The organism is Endobacterium cereale, from assembly GCF_009617585.1.
GTDB lineage: Bacteria > Pseudomonadota > Alphaproteobacteria > Rhizobiales > Rhizobiaceae > Neorhizobium > Neorhizobium cereale.
On record NZ_WIXI01000040.1, the window covers coordinates 182140 to 196969 of the forward strand.

Below are 14830 nucleotides of genomic sequence, written 5' to 3' on the forward strand. Positions count from 1 at the left end.
TGCCCGTGAGTATGTCCCGCATCATTAGCATGGCTAATGTTGAATCCAATATTGCTTAATATGAGAAGTGTCGATGCCCGGTTCTTTGCAAGAGGTTGTAAGAAGCTGACACCAGAAGACGGCCAACAAGGGGTTCGATATGACTGAAATTCGAGTGGAAGCTGACGGTTTGGGGGCGGTAGAATTGCCTGCAGACGCTTTGTACGGGGTAAATACCTGGCGTGCGTTACAGAACTTTCCGCTCTCGGGTCGTCCGATCTCTTCCTATCCCGACTTTGTCTGGGCACTCGCGACTGTGAAGCAAGCGGCGGGCAAGGCAAACGCTGATATCGGAGTTCTGTCGGCCGATCGTGCCGCCGCAATCGTTGCTGCGTGTGAGGAGTTGAAGAAGGGAAAGCATGACCGACATCTCCTCGTCGACATGCTCGAAGGCTCGGGGGGAACCTCGACGAACATGAATGTCAACGAAGTCATTGCAAACGTGGTCGCGTCCAGACGCGGTGACGCACTTGGCGCATACGTATTCGTTCACCCCAATGATCACGTCAATCTTGGGCAATCGACAAACGATGTCATCCCAACCGCGATGAAGCTGGCGGTGCATCGTGCCCTGGCTGGCATGTTGTCCAGCATCGACAAACTTGCTGCGGCGCTTTCAGAAAAGGAGCGCGCTTATGCAAGCGTTCTTCGCCTTGGCCGTACATGTCTGCAGGATGCCCAGCCTATGACCTTGGGGCAGGCGATCGGTGGATATGCCGCCGTCACAAGAAGGCATGTGGAACAGTTGGGCATTTTGCGGAATCAGTTTCTGCATCTGCCTCTTGGGGGGACGGCGATCGGAACTGGGTTCGGGTCGTCCCCCGGGTATCGCAATGCCGCAATGCAGCATCTTCGCACCATGACCGGCGAAGAGTTTATCGCGGTTGCCAATGCCTTCGACGGTATGCAGAACATGGATACTTGCGCAAGGCTGTCGGCCGAGTTACGCAATACGGCCAATTCCTTATGGAAGATTGCCAACGATCTGGTCGTGCTGTCGTCCGGGCCGGCCGGGGGAATTCAGGAAGTTGTGTTGCCCTCCGTGCAGCAAGGATCGTCGATCATGCCGGGCAAGGTCAATCCCGTCATTCCCATGGCTGTTTGCCAGGTTGCCTTCGCCATAACCGGGAACGATGCCGCGATCGCTATGGCATGCCAGCAGGGCCTTCTGGAAATCAATCACTACGAATTGCTGGTGTGCGACCGGTTGCTGGACAGCATCGAATTGTTGTCGCGGGCGGCCGACATGTTCGCTTCCCGTTGTATCGACGGGCTTGTCGCAAACGAGGCATCGTCGTTCGATCATCTTTTGGCATCCAGCGCGTTGGCGACGGCTCTGGTGCCGGACCTCGGCTATGCGATCGTCTCCGGCATCGTAAGAGATGCCATCGCACAAAAACGAACATTCGTGGATGTTGCAACGGAGCGGGGTTTGCTGGGCGAGGGCGAAATCGTTTCGGTTCTTGCCAAGGCAGCGGATTGCCGGGTTTGAGCCATGCTCCAGGGGGGGGCGTCGGGAGGGGTAACAGGTGGATGCTCTAGGCCCCGGCACGGGTATCAATGTATAGACCGGCGCAGGTGATGCCCTATCAGAAAATACCGTCGGTCAGGCTTTTTTCCTCTGGCCGAAAAATGCAAAAAAATGTCCTGAAAAGACAAGATTAAATCCTGTTGTTTGTCAAATTCAACGACAGCTAAACAAAAAAGGGGACGGACATGACAAGATTGATTGCTTTGACGATGGGCCTGCTGACCGCGACCACTTCTGTCAACGCCGCCGAGTGCAGCAACGCTACTCTCAAACGGATCACCGAGCGTGGAGAAATTGCCGTCGGTGTAAAGGCAGACTACAAGCCCTTCGGCTTTCGCGATCCCAATGGCGAGGTCGTCGGACTGGAAATCGACCTCGCCAAAGAGGTCGCAGCAACGCTGGGCGTCAAGCTTCGTCTCGTTCCCGTGGTGGCATCGAACCGCATGCAATTCGTGGAGCAGGGTCAGACGGACCTCATGATTGCGACGATGACCGATACGAAGGAGCGTCGTAACATTGTCGGTATTCCTGGCCCGAATTACTATGCGTCCGGAACCAATATTCTTTCCCCCAAAGCTCTCGCTTTCAAGGACTGGAAAGATCTGAACGGTAAACCGGTCTGCGGCATTCAGGGCGCTTTCTATAACCAGTCGGTCTCCGATAAATACGGCGCCAAGATTTCGGCCTTTACCAATGCCGCAGAGGCAAAGCAGGCCTTGCGTGACCGCAAATGCGTCGCGTTCCTCTTCGATGACGCATCCATCGCGTCCGATCTTGCTTCCGGTTCCTGGGGTGAATTCGAGATGCCGCTGCAGTCTGAAGATCAGGCTCCGTGGGGACTCGCCGTCGCAAAATCCGAAGAGGCTTGCGCATTCGGAACGCTGATTTCCGGTCTCGAATACAATTGGCATCGCAGCGGCAAGCTGCTCGAACTTGAGAAAAAGTGGGAGATCAAGTCGACAGGCTATCTGCAATCCATGCACGACAAAATGGCGGATCCCATCAAGTAAGGACGGCAGATGAACGTCCTTTCCGATTATTTTCGTGATCTTGCCGAGAGGTCGCCTCGCTGGGACTTCGTTTGGTTGTACGATGGCAGCGCCACAGACCGGATTCTTTCCGGTCTGTGGGTAACCATTCAGCTCAGCGTCATTTGTGTCATAGCATCGCTGGTCATCGGCTTCGCCGGGTCCATGCTTCAGACGTCTCGCTACAGGATCGCGAGATTGTTCGTTAGCGGTTACCTGCAAATCTTCCGTAATACCCCGCCGCTGGTGCAGTTGCTGTTTTTCTATTTTGCGCTGGGGCAGTTCACGCCAAGCTACAGCCCTGATGGCTGGACCCAGATACCGCTCATCTCGAATGTCGGCTGGGCGGCGATATCGCTGTCGCTTTTCGGTGCGGCCTTCAACGTGGAAATCTTTCGATCCGGGCTTGAGGCAGTGCCGAATTCGACGACCGAGGCCGCAGATGCGCTTGGCATGAGCCGTTGGCTGATCTTTTCGGAAATCCAGTTTCCGCTTGCGCTCAGGGTCTGTCTGCCTGCGTTGAGCAGCAACCTGATCAACCTGGTCAAGACCACCTCCCAGGCCTTCGCGATCGCCGTGCCGGAGCTTCTCTATCAATCCGCGTCGCTGTGGAACGATCATCCGGCCACGCAGAACCCGACAATGTTGCTGCTTCTGGTCGTTTACGTGGGCCTTGTCGGTATTCTTTCGCTCGGCCTCAGGCTTTTGGAAAGACGAATGAGAGTGCCCGGCTATGGCGGCTGACATCTATAAAAACGCTGATGACGAAAAATCATCCGGAAGCGACATGGCTGTGCTGCTGCCACTTCGCGCGGCGCCGCAAATGGACGGCTTTTCGCTGACATCCTGGCTCGCAAATATCAAATGGTGGCAGATCGGTCTGCTTTTGCTGATATGGCCGGTGCATGCCTTTGCGCAGGGAGCGGTCACGGTCAATGACGCGCTTGCCGTCCTTTACAAGTGGGCACCGTTTCTTGTGTTGAACGGCTTTCTCTTCAATGTTCTGATCTCCGTCCTTTCGATGGCGCTCGGCACTGGCTTGGGCGTGCTGGTTGGCCTGACCTTGATTTCGAAATGGTATGCGCTGCGCCTGATCGGAAACACAGGCACTGCCTTCTTCCGCAATGCTCCCTGGTTGGTATTGCTGTTCGTGGTTCTGCTGGCATTTCCGTTCGAGTTTACGATCTTTGGAATGCGCGTACCCTTTCCCGGCTGGATAAAGGCGGTTATCGGCCTTTCCCTGCCAGTTGCAGCCAATATCGCCATCGTTGTTCGTGGTGCGATACAATCTGTGCCTTCTGCACAGTGGGAGGCTGCAGAAAGTCTCAGCTTCACCCGCATACAGACGCTCTGGCAGATCATTATTCCCCAGTGCATCAAGCGAATGATCCCGCCCTGGATGAACTGGTACGCCATTTTGACCATGGCCACTCCGCTGTGCTCGATCCTTGGCACCGAGGAAATGGTAACGCTTACTCGCCAGGCGATGGAAGCGGAAGGTAACAAGCCGGAATTCCTGATGCCGTTCTATGGCTTCGTCCTGGTTCTGTTCTTCCTCTATTGCTACCCGATTGCAAAACTCACGGTGCGCCTTGAGCGCAAGTTCGCCGTCAAGCTCTAGGTTTAAGAATATGTGGTCTCCCACTCAGCCAATCGTGGCCATGAAAGACGTCAAGAAATCCTATGGCGATTTTGACGTGCTCAAAGGGATCAGTATGGACATCATGAAGGGCGAGGTGGTCTGCATCATCGGCCCTTCCGGTTCCGGAAAATCGACACTGATCCGATGCATCAACGCGCTTAACGATATCCAGCATGGCTCGATCACCGTCGAGGGGCAGGAGGTTCATGACCCCGGTCTCGACAAGCGGATACTGAGACGCAAAGTCGGTATGGTTTTCCAGCAATACAATCTTTTTCCGCACAAGACCGCTTTGCAGAACATCATGATGGCGCCGGTAAAGGTGCTGAAGGAACCGCGCGCGGAAGTCGAGGAGCGGGCGCGCGCCTTGCTCAAGAAAGTTCGCCTCGAAGGCAAGGAGAACAGCTATCCCGGTGAGCTTTCAGGCGGTCAGCAGCAACGTGTTGCCATCGCTCGCTCGCTTGCCATGCGCCCTGATATCATGCTGTTCGACGAGGTGACCGCCGCACTCGATCCGGAGACGGTCAAGGAAGTGCTGGTCACGATCAAGGAACTGGCTGCGGATGGGATGACCTGCATCCTTGTCACCCATGAGATGGGATTTGCCAAAGAAGTGGCCGATAAGGTCTATTTCACGGATCGCGGCCTCATCGTTGAGGAGGGGCATCCGAGCGAGATTTTCACCAATCCCAAGGATCCACGTACAAAAGCGTTTCTCAGTCAGATTCTTTAGACAGCACTCAGGCACGCTCGTTATTGAACGGCACCGATCTGGCGGCGACGCGCATGGCCTTCGGTGTCGTTTCGAAACGCGACTGGAAAATTCGCGTGAAATGACTGGCGTTTGAAAAACCTGTCGCCAATGCAACTTCGGAGATCGGCAATACGGTCTGTTGCAACAGCTGGACGGCACGATCAAGGCTGATGTCGCGATAGAATTCCATGACGCTCATGCCGAGAGTTTCGGCAAAGATGCGGTTCAGCTGTCGTGCGCTGATATGTGCCCGATCGGCTATTTCTGCGAGCGTGAGCCTGTCGGCAAGATTGTTATGCATCAGTTCAACCGCCGCCAGCGCTGCGGGATGGTGAATGTTGTATTTCTGCTCAAGCCCCGCCTTTTGCGGTGCCTCCGACAACCTCGTTTCCGTATGCATGAACCAGTCGCTGACCTGCAAGGCCAGAACACGGCCATGGTTTTTCGAAATGATGTTGATCAGCAGGTCGAGCGTACCTGTGCCGCCGGCGGACGTATATCGATCCCGGTCGATGACATAGAGCGATTTTTCCAGATTGAAGTCCTGTGACATTTCCCTGAGCGACTCGAAATGCTCCCAGTGGATCGTGAAGCGGCGATGCCGCATCAATCCGTATCGTGCCAGAATGGCGGGGGCTCCGGAAATTCCACCCAGAGGGACGTTCTGGCGCGCCAACCGCTTCAGATAACGCCCAAGCTCGACATTTTCGTACAGGATCGGATTGCCGCCAGCCACCAGGAAAACCATGTCGAAATCGACGGGTGCGCTTCGCATCTCAATGACATCGAAGGCTATGCCAATTGAGGACTGTGCGCGGTCACCTTCGGCGGCGATGAAGGTGAAGTCATACAGCTTGGTCTTTGACAGAATGTTGGCCGCACGAAGCGGTTCTACCGTCGCGGCCAGGGATATCAGGGCGTAGCCGTCGACCAGAATGACGCCGATCCTGCGGATGCCGTGCTCTGAAAACAGTGTGCTTTGGTGATAGAGCTGTGTGCTCATTGCTGATTTCCGGTTGTCCGATCAGTCGACGTCGCGGCATAGCTTATCAACTGATGCTTGACAAATTCATGGTATCCAACTTGTATACGGAAAGGATTGATGAGATCGGGATGTGATGGCATGTATGATTTTAGCGGCAAGATCGTCGTGGTGACCGGCGGTGCCGGTGGTATCGGTGAATCAACAGCCAATGCCTTCGCACGCTCCGGGGCAAAGGTCATCATAATGGACCGCTCGCAAGAGGTTCTGGAGCAGGCGATGGCGCGGCTGTCGGACGTCGGTGATGTCACAAGCATGGCCGTTGACGTGGCAGACCGCGACGCTGTCGAGGCCGCTTTCAACCAGATTGCCGCGCTCGGTGGCACGGACGTTTTGGTCACCAGCGCCGCGATCGTCAAGACTGGACTGATCCTCGATTTCGACCCGCGGGACTGGGAGCGCATTCTGTCGGTCAACCTCACGGGTACCTTTAACTGCTGCCAGTTTGCCGGAAGGCAGATGGTGGCGAAAGGGGCAGGGCGCATCATTACGGTCAGCTCGGTCAATGGCCAGATCGCCAACACGGGCCGTGGGGCATATTCCTGCAGCAAGGGTGCGGTCGACATGCTGACGCGTCTTTTGGCTGCGGAACTGGGTGACAAGGGCGTGACCGCCAATGCAGTGGCGCCGACCCCGGTCGATACACCTATGATCCTGCAGGTGCATGGCCCGAAGGACCGTGCGATATGGGATGCGCAAATCCCGGCCAAGCGCTACGCCAAGCCGGAAGAGGTCGCGGCGGCAATTCAGTTTCTGGCGACGCCTGAAGCGGCCTATATCAACGGGCACATTCTCAATATCGACGGCGGGTTCATGGCCTCGGGTGTCTTGATCCGCTGACGATCCCGCCGGATCGTGGCTGTGACCGGATCCCTTGCCGTGGGGCCGGTTGCTTGCCTTGCAAAATTCTTTGTACTACCACTTTTGCGATAAGGTATTGCTTTGCCAGTTTATTTAAAGGCGGAAACATGAGCGAAAGAGATGCATGGAAAGTGGCGCGGGAGCTGCGTGAGGCCATATTGCGACTGGAATTGCGTCCCGGTCGTAGCCTTGACGAAGCCGCTCTGGCGGAATCCCTTTCCGTATCTCGAACGCCCGTCCGCGAGGCGATCATCCAACTCATCGCCGATGGTCTGGTCGTGCGCGAGGGACGCTCTGCCAAGGTGGCGCCGCTGGATTTCGACGATCTTCCGAAACTCTACGATGCGCTGCTCGTTTCCAGCCGCGTCATCCACCGGCTGGCTGCGCAAAACAGAACGGACGAGCATCTGGCGAATATCTCGAGCCAGATGAGCCTGTTCAAGAAAGAAGTCGCATCGGGAGAAGGAGTCGGTCGTTCGGAAACCAATTTTGCTTTCCACATGGCGATCGCGAATGCGGCGGACAACAGGCATTTCGCCGCTTTCTACGAGCAGAACCTGATCGGCTCCATCCGCATCGCCAGAGCCTGTTTTGCCGGCAATACGCTGGATGACGAAAACGACATCAGAACACATCTGGAAGAAACTGTTCGTCAGCATGACCTTATCTTCGACGCCATTGTTGCGCGTGATGCCGACCGGGCGGATGAATATGCCACGCTTCACCACCGGCTGACCAAACAAAGGATAAAGCGCATCCTGTTTGCCGGGTCACCGGTGCTTGGTGATGATCTAGATCTCACCAGCGAATGGAACCTGCCCTGAAAGCCACTCGATAAAGGTTGCTGCGGCGCGCGTGAGGCGCCGTTGCTGATTGGGTACGACATGCAGGGCGACCGGTAGAATGTCGCCTGCACCGAATGGTGCAACGAGCCGGCCGGATGCCAGATATGCAGTGGTGTACGACGACATCGCAGCCGTGATGCCACCTCCGCTGGCGCAGATTTCCAAAGCTGTCGCGGCGTTGTCGACCTTTATCGGCGCTTGCAGCGGCGCAAGCATGATTTTTTTCTTCTGCGCCCACAAATCCAGCAATTGCATGCGGCCTTGGACGTGGATAAGGCGCGCCGTGTTCGCCCAGCTTGCTGTTGGTTCCCTACCGGCGTTTTCCGCGGTCTTTGGGTCGCACAGAAGCATAAGCCTTTCGCTGCCCAACCGAACAGAGCCAGTTGGCGGGTTCGCGACGCTGAGCGCCAATATGCTCAAATCTGCAAGCTCCACGTTCGGATCCGTCCAGATCGTGCTGTTGAGGCGAACCTCAAGCTGGGGGTGTGCGGCTGAGAACCCGTGTAGATTGCGGGCCAGCCAAAGAGCAACGAAACTCAATGGTGCCGAAACGGTCAGGCTGGTGTGAGCCCGGGTGCCTAACAGGCCCTGAGTAGCCATTTCTGCCCTGTCCAGAGCTTCTGCCACGCCCGGCAGATAGGCCGCGCCGACCTCCGTCAGTTCCAGTCCGTTGCTGCGCCGGTGGAAAAGCGGGCGTGCAAAAAAGCGCTCGAGCGCGCGAACCCGCTGGCTGATGGCTGCCTGGGTACAGTTCAACTCCTCCGCTGCACGGGTAAAACTCAGATGTCGTGCGGCGGCCTCAAAAGCCTGAAGGTAATCCAGATGGGGCAGATTGCGCATGGGTGATCCCGTTTGGGTTTCGCATCCATTACAAAAACGGGGTCACTGGGTAAAGAACCATTTCTTGTTTCTGTGCGGGCAGAGGGCATTGTGTGACATGTCAAAGCCACATCAAGGCTCAGGAAAACAATGCCCTTCTCTCTGTTGAAATATGGTCTCCGCTCGCGACATGTTCCGTATGGTGACATTCCCAAAACGCCGGATTTGAAGCGCGCCTACGACGTCGTCATCATCGGCGGTGGCGGACATGGTCTTGCGGCCGCCTACTACCTTTCCAATGTCCACGGCATCACCAATGTCGCCGTGTTGGAAAAGGGGTACCTCGCCGGCGGAAACACGGCCCGCAACACAACGACCATCCGCTCCAACTACATGACGCCGGAATCGGTCGCCTTCTACAAGGAAGGTGTCGAGCTTTACGAAACCATGTCGCAGGATCTCGGTTTCAACATCATGTTTTCGCAGCGCGGCCAGCTGACGCTTGCCCATTCCGAAGCGACGCTGCGCAGCTTTCATCTTCGTGCCGAGATGGGCAAGTACATGGGCACGAAGATCGAAGTCGTCAACGTCCAGACGGTGCGTGAACTATGCCCCGATCTCAATCTCGATATCGGCGGACAGCACGAAGTCCTTGGCGGCCTGTGGCATGCCGATGGCGCGACGGCACGTCATGACGCGGTTGCCTGGGGATATGCCAAGCACGCGGCGGCACGGGGCGTGGAGATCCACCAGCGCACGGAAGTTCTCGGCTTCGAAAAGTCCGGCGACCGCGTGACCGAGATTCGCACCAACCGCGGCACGATCTCCGCCGGTCAGGTGCTGCAGGCAGTCGGCGGTCTCAATGGTCAGGTTGCCGAAATGGCTGGCATCAAGCTGGCGATCCGGTGTTTTCCGCTGCAGGCCATGGTCACGCAACCGCTGAAGCCGTTCCTCAACACGCTGGTTTCCTCCGCCAATCTGCATACCTATCTGGTGCAGTCGTCGCGCGGCGAAATCGTCATCGGTGGCGGTTCCGATCCGTACCAGCTTGCCTCGACCCGCTCGACGCTCGACCAGAAGGAGCATCTTGCCGAAGGCGCCCTGCATCTCTTCCCGTTCCTGCATAAGGTCAAGCTGCTGCGCCAGTGGGCCGGCATTACCGACATGACTCCAGATTATAGCCCGATCATGGGTGCGTCTCCGCTGACCAATTACTGGCTCGATTGCGGCTGGGGGACCTGGGGTTTCAAGGCGACGCCGGTGGCCGGCAAGCGAATGGCCGAAACTATCGCCACCGGGCGGGTGCCGGATATCCTCAAGCCTTTCGACATGCGCCGTTTCGACAATTTTGCCCTTCTCAACGAGATGGGCGCGACAGCCGCCAGCCATTGACGAGGCCCTCATGAAAATCCTGACCTGCCCGGTAAACGGGCCTCGCAACATCACCGAATTCCAGTATCTGGGGCCTGTTCGGGGCGCCGATGCCGAAAATCCCGATCAGCTGATCGAGTCGCTTTTCTACGCGGAAAATCCGCTCGGTATCCTCAAGGAATGGTGGCGGCACACGCCGTCCAACACGATCCTGATCGCAGAACGCCACACGGTGACAGACCAGATCATCGCCACCTATCTTCCCAATCGAAAGCCTGCCTGACATGACCGAACGGCTTCCATCTCCCTGGGGTTCGCGCATCGATCGCACCCGCAAGATCAGTTTCAGTTTCGATGGCCGCACCGTCGAGGGTTTCTCCGGCGACAGCATCGCATCCGCCATGGCGGGCGCCGGCCGCTGGATCCTCTCGCGTTCGTTCAAGTATCACCGCCCGCGCGGCGTGCTGACCATGGCCGGTCAGGATGCAAACACGCTGGTTCAGTTGCCGGATGAGCCGAATGTGCGCGCCGACCTGCGCGCGATTTCCGCCAACCTTGCTGTGACAGCACAGAATGTCAGCGGCACGGCCGAAAATGATCGAAACGCCATCCTCGACAAGTTCGGCCGCTTCATGCCGGTCGGTTTTTATTACCGCACCTTTTTCGGTCCGGGACAGAAAAGCTGGCTGAAATTCTGGGAGCCGATCATCCGCAAGTCAGCGGGTCTCGGCAAGGTCGACATCAAGGCCGAGCACGGCCATTACATTCGCGAAAACCTGCATGTTGACGTGCTGGTCGTTGGTGCGGGGCCGGCGGGGCTGTCCGCGGCCATCAAGGCGGCAGAAGCGGGTGCCGGCGTGCTGGTCGTCGATCTCAATCCCGAGACGGGCGGCGCGCTCACCTATGCGCGCTTCGATGTGGAGACGAGCGAAGCCGAAACGGCTCTCCAGTCGCTTCGCATGCAGGCGGCGGACCTCCCCAACATCCAGATCATGACCGGTGCGACATGCAACGGCTGGTTTGCCGACAACTTGATTCCCGTGCTTCAGGACAACCGCCTCTACCGCGTCCGTGCCAAACAGGTGGTCGTCGCATCCGGCTCGCACGAGCAGCCGCTGGTGTTCCGCAACAACGATCTGCCCGGCATCATGCTTTCCTCGGCGTCGCAGCGTCTCCTGCGCCATTACGGCGTCCGTCCGGGCAAACAGGCCGTGGTGTTCGCCGGCAACCGCGATGGTTTCCTGACCGCGCTGGATCTGTTGGAGGCCGGGATCAATGTTGCTGCCGTGCTGTCACCGACCGGCGGTGCGGCCTGCGAGCCGCTCGTTCAGTTGCTTGCGCAAAAGGGTGTTTCCGTCGTTCGGGATGCGACCGTTCTAACGGCGCTCGGCACCAGCGGCAAGCGCCGCATTCGCGCCGTCACCTACAGCACTCCGCAACACGGCGAAAAGACGATCGATTGCGATCACATGGTGATGGCGACAGGATACACGCCGGGCTACCAGTTGCCGCTCAATTCCGGGGCAAAGCTTGGTTATGACGATGCGAGCCGCCAGTTCACGCTCAGCAATCTGCGCGACGATTTTCATCTTGCGGGTTCTGTCGCGGGTGTTTTCTCGCTGAATTCCGTCTTGCGCAGCGGTGAAATCGCCGGTGCTGCAGCTGCCAAGGCACTTGGTCATGACGTGATTGTCCCTGATGCGGTCGAAGATGCCGTAGCCGCCACGATGAACTATGCGCAGGATCTGTCCGCGCATCCGAAAGGCCGTGATTTCATCGACTTCGATGAAGATCTTCAGGTCAAGGATATCAAGAACGCGGTTGCCGATGGCTATAGCGAGCTTGAACTGGTCAAGCGGTATTCGACGGTCGGCATGGGTCCGTCACAGGGCCGGCATTCGGCGCTGGCAACAGCTCGTATCGTTGCCGGTTCGACAGCCCGCAGTGTCGCCCAGGTCGGCATCACCACCTCACGCCCGCCATTCGGTCCGGAAAAGCTCGGCCTGCTTGCCGGTCCCAATCATGTCCTTTACCGCCACACGGCCATGCATGATGAACATGTGGCTGGCGGTGCGAAACTGACGCCGGTGGGTGCGTGGTGGCGTCCGTTCCATTACGCCGGCAAGGGTGATGTCGCCAAGGCGATCACCGATGAAGTAGCGCTGGTGCGCAACAAGGTCGGCATGCTCGATGTCTCGACACTCGGCAAGCTGGCCGTTCGCGGGCCGGATGCGGCAGCCTTTCTCGATCGCATCTACACGATGGCACATGCCAAGCAGCCTGTTGGCCGCGTACGCTATTGCCTGATGTTGAACGACATGGGGTCGGTCATTGATGACGGTGTCGCCTTCCGCATCTCGGAAACCGAATTCTATGTGACCGCGACCACCGGTGCCGTCGCCAGGGTTTTCAGCGAAATGATGTTCCTGAATGCCAAATGGGGCATGCAGGTTGATATTCAGAACATTACCGCGGCCTTCGCAGCGATCAACGTCACCGGCCCCGCGGCACGAAAGGTTCTGGAAGCTCTGGAAGGCGATATCGACCTTTCGCCGGAAGGGTTTCCATATCTCAACGGGCGTGTCGGGACGATCGGTGGCTGCCCGGTGCGCATCATGCGTATCGGCTTCACCGGTGAACTCAGCTACGAACTGCATGTGCCGCAGTCCTATGGCGCAGCCTTGTGGCGCAAGCTTCTTGAGGTTGGCGCCCCGCACGGCCTGCGTCCCTATGGTCTGGAAGCTTCCCGTATCCTTCGCCTGGAAAAGGGCCACATCATCATCGGGCAGGATACCGACGCGCTGTCGACGCCGGAAGAACTGTCGATGGAATGGGCGATCTCCAAGACCAAGGCCCGTTATGTCGGCAAGACCGGGGTCGAGGCCCGCGCCAAACTCGAAACCAAGCGCAAGCTTTGCGGCTTCGAAATCACTGGCGACGAGGGCAAGCATCTCGGCGAATCCAATCTGGTTTTCCGCGATGGACGCCCGGCAGGTTTCATCACCTCGGCGTGTTATTCGCCGACGCTCGGAAAATGGGTGGGGCTTGCCTATGTCGATCCGCGCGATACCGCGCCGGGCTCGACCATCGATATCAAGAGCTTCGGTGGACGGGATATCCAAGCGAGGACGGTGAAGGTTCCGTTCTACGATCCTGAAAGCAAGCGGCAGGAGATGTGACATGAGTACCAGCGAACACACCAACACCACCGCCAATCCTGTGCCTGCCGATCTTTCGCCGCGTAGCGATCTTCTGGGCCATCGGCTTCCCCTGCGGCAGGATCTTCCCGGTGCAAAGGAAAACGTGGTTATCGAATGCACGCCGGGCGAACGTTTCGGCCTTCGTGGTCCCGGAACGATCGACTGGGTCGCGGCTCAGGGGCTCGCCGTTCCGGCTGCGGTCAACACCTCGGAACTCTCGCCATGCGGCACGATGGTGCTGCGTCTCGGACAGCAGGAGGTTCTACTGACCGCTCCGGTGGGTGATGGCGGCCAGAGGCTGCGTGACCTGCGGCAGGCATGGCACGACAGCACGATGGCAGTGAAAGGTTACGACGCCTATCGAGACGAGGGATGGGCATGGTTCGTTGTTTCCGGCCCCGACGCCCCGGCACTGATGCGCCGCATCTCGATGGCCGATCTCGGGCCCAAAAACCTGGCCTTCAAGGACGTCGCGCAGACAAGGGGGCTTCATATGGACGTCGTGGTTGCCCGGCTGGATCGTTTCGGCGCGGTCTCCTACGACATCTTCCTTGATATCGCTTCGGCCAAGTTTGCGCTGGACGTGCTGGAGGAAACGGCTCGCAAGCTTGATGCCGGTTTCGGGATTTCGGCACTGCGCGCTGCGGCCTGAAGGCCGCGCCAGTTCCACATGCCATGCGGGTTTCTCATCGGCCCGGGTCAGCAGACCCGGGCACGGTTTCCTGCGATCCAGTGAAGGATGAAAAGCAGATGGTTGCTGTAAAAATCGACGGAAAAGCCTTTGCAGAAGCGGTGCGGCGTGATGTGGCCGCGCATGTTGAAAGGCTGCAATCCGATCACAGCATCACGCCCGGCCTTGCCGTGGTTCTGGTCGGTGAGGATCCGGCTTCCGAAGTCTATGTCCGCAACAAGGGCAAGCAGACGCGTGAATGCGGCATGGCAAGTTTCGAACACAAGCTGGAGGCAACGACATCCGAGGCCCAACTGCTTGACCTGGTCACCTCGCTGAATGCCGATCCCGATGTTCACGGCATTCTTGTCCAGCTTCCATTGCCCGCGCATATCGACAGCGACAAAGTCCTCAATGCCATCGATCCCGCAAAGGATGTCGACGGGTTCCATGTTTCCAATGTCGGCCTGCTGGCAACGGGACAGAAGGCGATGGTGCCATGCACGCCGCTTGGCTGCCTTATGCTGCTTCGCCATCATCACGGCAAGCTTGATGGCCTGAATGCCGTCGTGCTCGGCCGCTCCAATATCGTCGGAAAACCGATGGCGCAGCTCCTTCTGCGTGACAATTGTACAGTGACGATTGCCCATAGTCGCAGTCGTGATCTGGAAAATATCGTGCGCTCGGCGGATATCGTCATCGCGGCCGTTGGACGGCCGGAAATTGTCACCGGTGCGTGGATCAAGTCGGGGGCGACCGTCATCGATGTCGGCATCAATCGTGTCGAGCGGGATGGCAGGAAAAGGCTTGTCGGAGACGTACATTTCGACACTGCGGCAGAGGTCGCCGCCGCCATTACCCCGGTGCCCGGCGGTGTCGGGCCGATGACGATTGCCTGCCTTCTTGCCAATACGTTGATGGCCTGCTGCCGGGCGCTCGGCCTTCCCGAACCTTCCGGCCTGACCGCCTGAGCCCAGACAACGCGCCGCCGGATGCTGTGGGCGCGCGATCATTCTCCAGGAGTTCCG

Annotated in this window: 14 protein-coding genes; 12 read left to right on the plus strand and 2 right to left on the minus strand. The window is 58.0% G+C overall.

Translation table 11 applies throughout. The features are described from left to right. Positions 1–139 precede the first annotated feature (139 nt). The 5 genes from GAO09_RS10035 to GAO09_RS10055 all read left to right on the plus strand — a co-directional run bounded on the left by GAO09_RS10035 (position 140) and on the right by GAO09_RS10055 (position 4973). The gene (locus GAO09_RS10035; RefSeq protein WP_153353864.1) at positions 140–1531 is read left to right on the plus strand and encodes an aspartate ammonia-lyase; all 1392 of its coding nucleotides are present in this window, start codon (positions 140–142) and stop codon (positions 1529–1531) included. Between the two features lie 224 nt (positions 1532–1755). Next, entirely contained in the window at positions 1756–2580 is an 825-nt protein-coding gene (locus GAO09_RS10040; RefSeq protein ID WP_153353865.1) for a transporter substrate-binding domain-containing protein, read from the plus strand. Between the two features lie 9 nt (positions 2581–2589). Then, the gene (locus GAO09_RS10045) at positions 2590–3342 is read left to right on the plus strand and encodes an amino acid ABC transporter permease (RefSeq protein WP_153353866.1); all 753 of its coding nucleotides are present in this window, start codon (positions 2590–2592) and stop codon (positions 3340–3342) included. Between the two features lie 43 nt (positions 3343–3385). Beyond that, positions 3386–4219 carry an amino acid ABC transporter permease gene (locus tag GAO09_RS10050; protein WP_209018675.1) on the plus strand — a complete coding sequence of 278 codons (834 nt, stop codon included), beginning with the start codon at positions 3386–3388 and terminating at the stop codon, positions 4217–4219. 10 nt (positions 4220–4229) lie between these two features. Beyond that, entirely contained in the window at positions 4230–4973 is a 744-nt protein-coding gene (locus GAO09_RS10055) for an amino acid ABC transporter ATP-binding protein (protein WP_153353867.1), read from the plus strand. Positions 4974–4980: 7 nt separating this feature from the next. Here the strand turns inward: GAO09_RS10055 and GAO09_RS10060 are convergent, their stop codons facing one another. After that, the gene (locus GAO09_RS10060; protein ID WP_153353868.1) at positions 4981–5997 is read right to left on the minus strand and encodes a GlxA family transcriptional regulator; all 1017 of its coding nucleotides are present in this window, start codon (positions 5995–5997) and stop codon (positions 4981–4983) included. 120 nt (positions 5998–6117) lie between these two features. On the opposite strand from GAO09_RS10060, the gene GAO09_RS10065 reads away from it, so the two are divergent. Together GAO09_RS10065 and GAO09_RS10070 are read left to right on the plus strand one after the other, a co-directional pair. Next, the gene (locus GAO09_RS10065; protein ID WP_209018676.1) at positions 6118–6876 is read left to right on the plus strand and encodes an SDR family NAD(P)-dependent oxidoreductase; all 759 of its coding nucleotides are present in this window, start codon (positions 6118–6120) and stop codon (positions 6874–6876) included. Positions 6877–7004: 128 nt separating this feature from the next. Then, entirely contained in the window at positions 7005–7721 is a 717-nt protein-coding gene (locus GAO09_RS10070; protein ID WP_153353870.1) for a GntR family transcriptional regulator, read from the plus strand. On the opposite strand, the gene GAO09_RS10075 is transcribed toward GAO09_RS10070, so the two are convergent. Next, positions 7689–8582: a LysR substrate-binding domain-containing protein gene (locus GAO09_RS10075; RefSeq protein WP_153353871.1), complete on the minus strand. Its 894-nt coding sequence runs from the start codon at positions 8580–8582 to the stop codon at positions 7689–7691. The genes GAO09_RS10070 and GAO09_RS10075 overlap by 33 nt on opposite strands. Positions 8583–8711: 129 nt before the next feature. Here GAO09_RS10075 and GAO09_RS10080 point away from each other — a divergent pair, with 129 nt between their 5' ends. From GAO09_RS10080 to folD, 5 genes are all read left to right on the plus strand, one after another. Next, entirely contained in the window at positions 8712–9953 is a 1242-nt protein-coding gene (locus GAO09_RS10080) for an FAD-dependent oxidoreductase (protein ID WP_153353872.1), read from the plus strand. A gap of 10 nt (positions 9954–9963) precedes the next feature. Then, on the plus strand, positions 9964–10215 hold the full coding sequence (locus GAO09_RS10085) for a sarcosine oxidase subunit delta (protein WP_153353873.1): 252 nt from the start codon (positions 9964–9966) through the stop codon (positions 10213–10215). A 1-nt stretch (position 10216) separates the two neighbouring features. Further along, a complete protein-coding gene (locus GAO09_RS10090; protein WP_153353874.1) occupies positions 10217–13111 on the plus strand; it encodes a glycine cleavage T C-terminal barrel domain-containing protein in 2895 nt (964 codons plus the stop codon). 1 nt (position 13112) lies between these two features. Continuing rightward, on the plus strand, positions 13113–13784 hold the full coding sequence (locus GAO09_RS10095; protein WP_153353875.1) for a hypothetical protein: 672 nt from the start codon (positions 13113–13115) through the stop codon (positions 13782–13784). A gap of 98 nt (positions 13785–13882) precedes the next feature. After that, positions 13883–14773, plus strand: coding sequence for a bifunctional methylenetetrahydrofolate dehydrogenase/methenyltetrahydrofolate cyclohydrolase FolD (gene folD, locus GAO09_RS10100; RefSeq protein ID WP_153353876.1), 891 nt, complete (start codon positions 13883–13885; stop codon positions 14771–14773). The last annotated feature ends 57 nt before the right edge of the window (positions 14774–14830 follow it).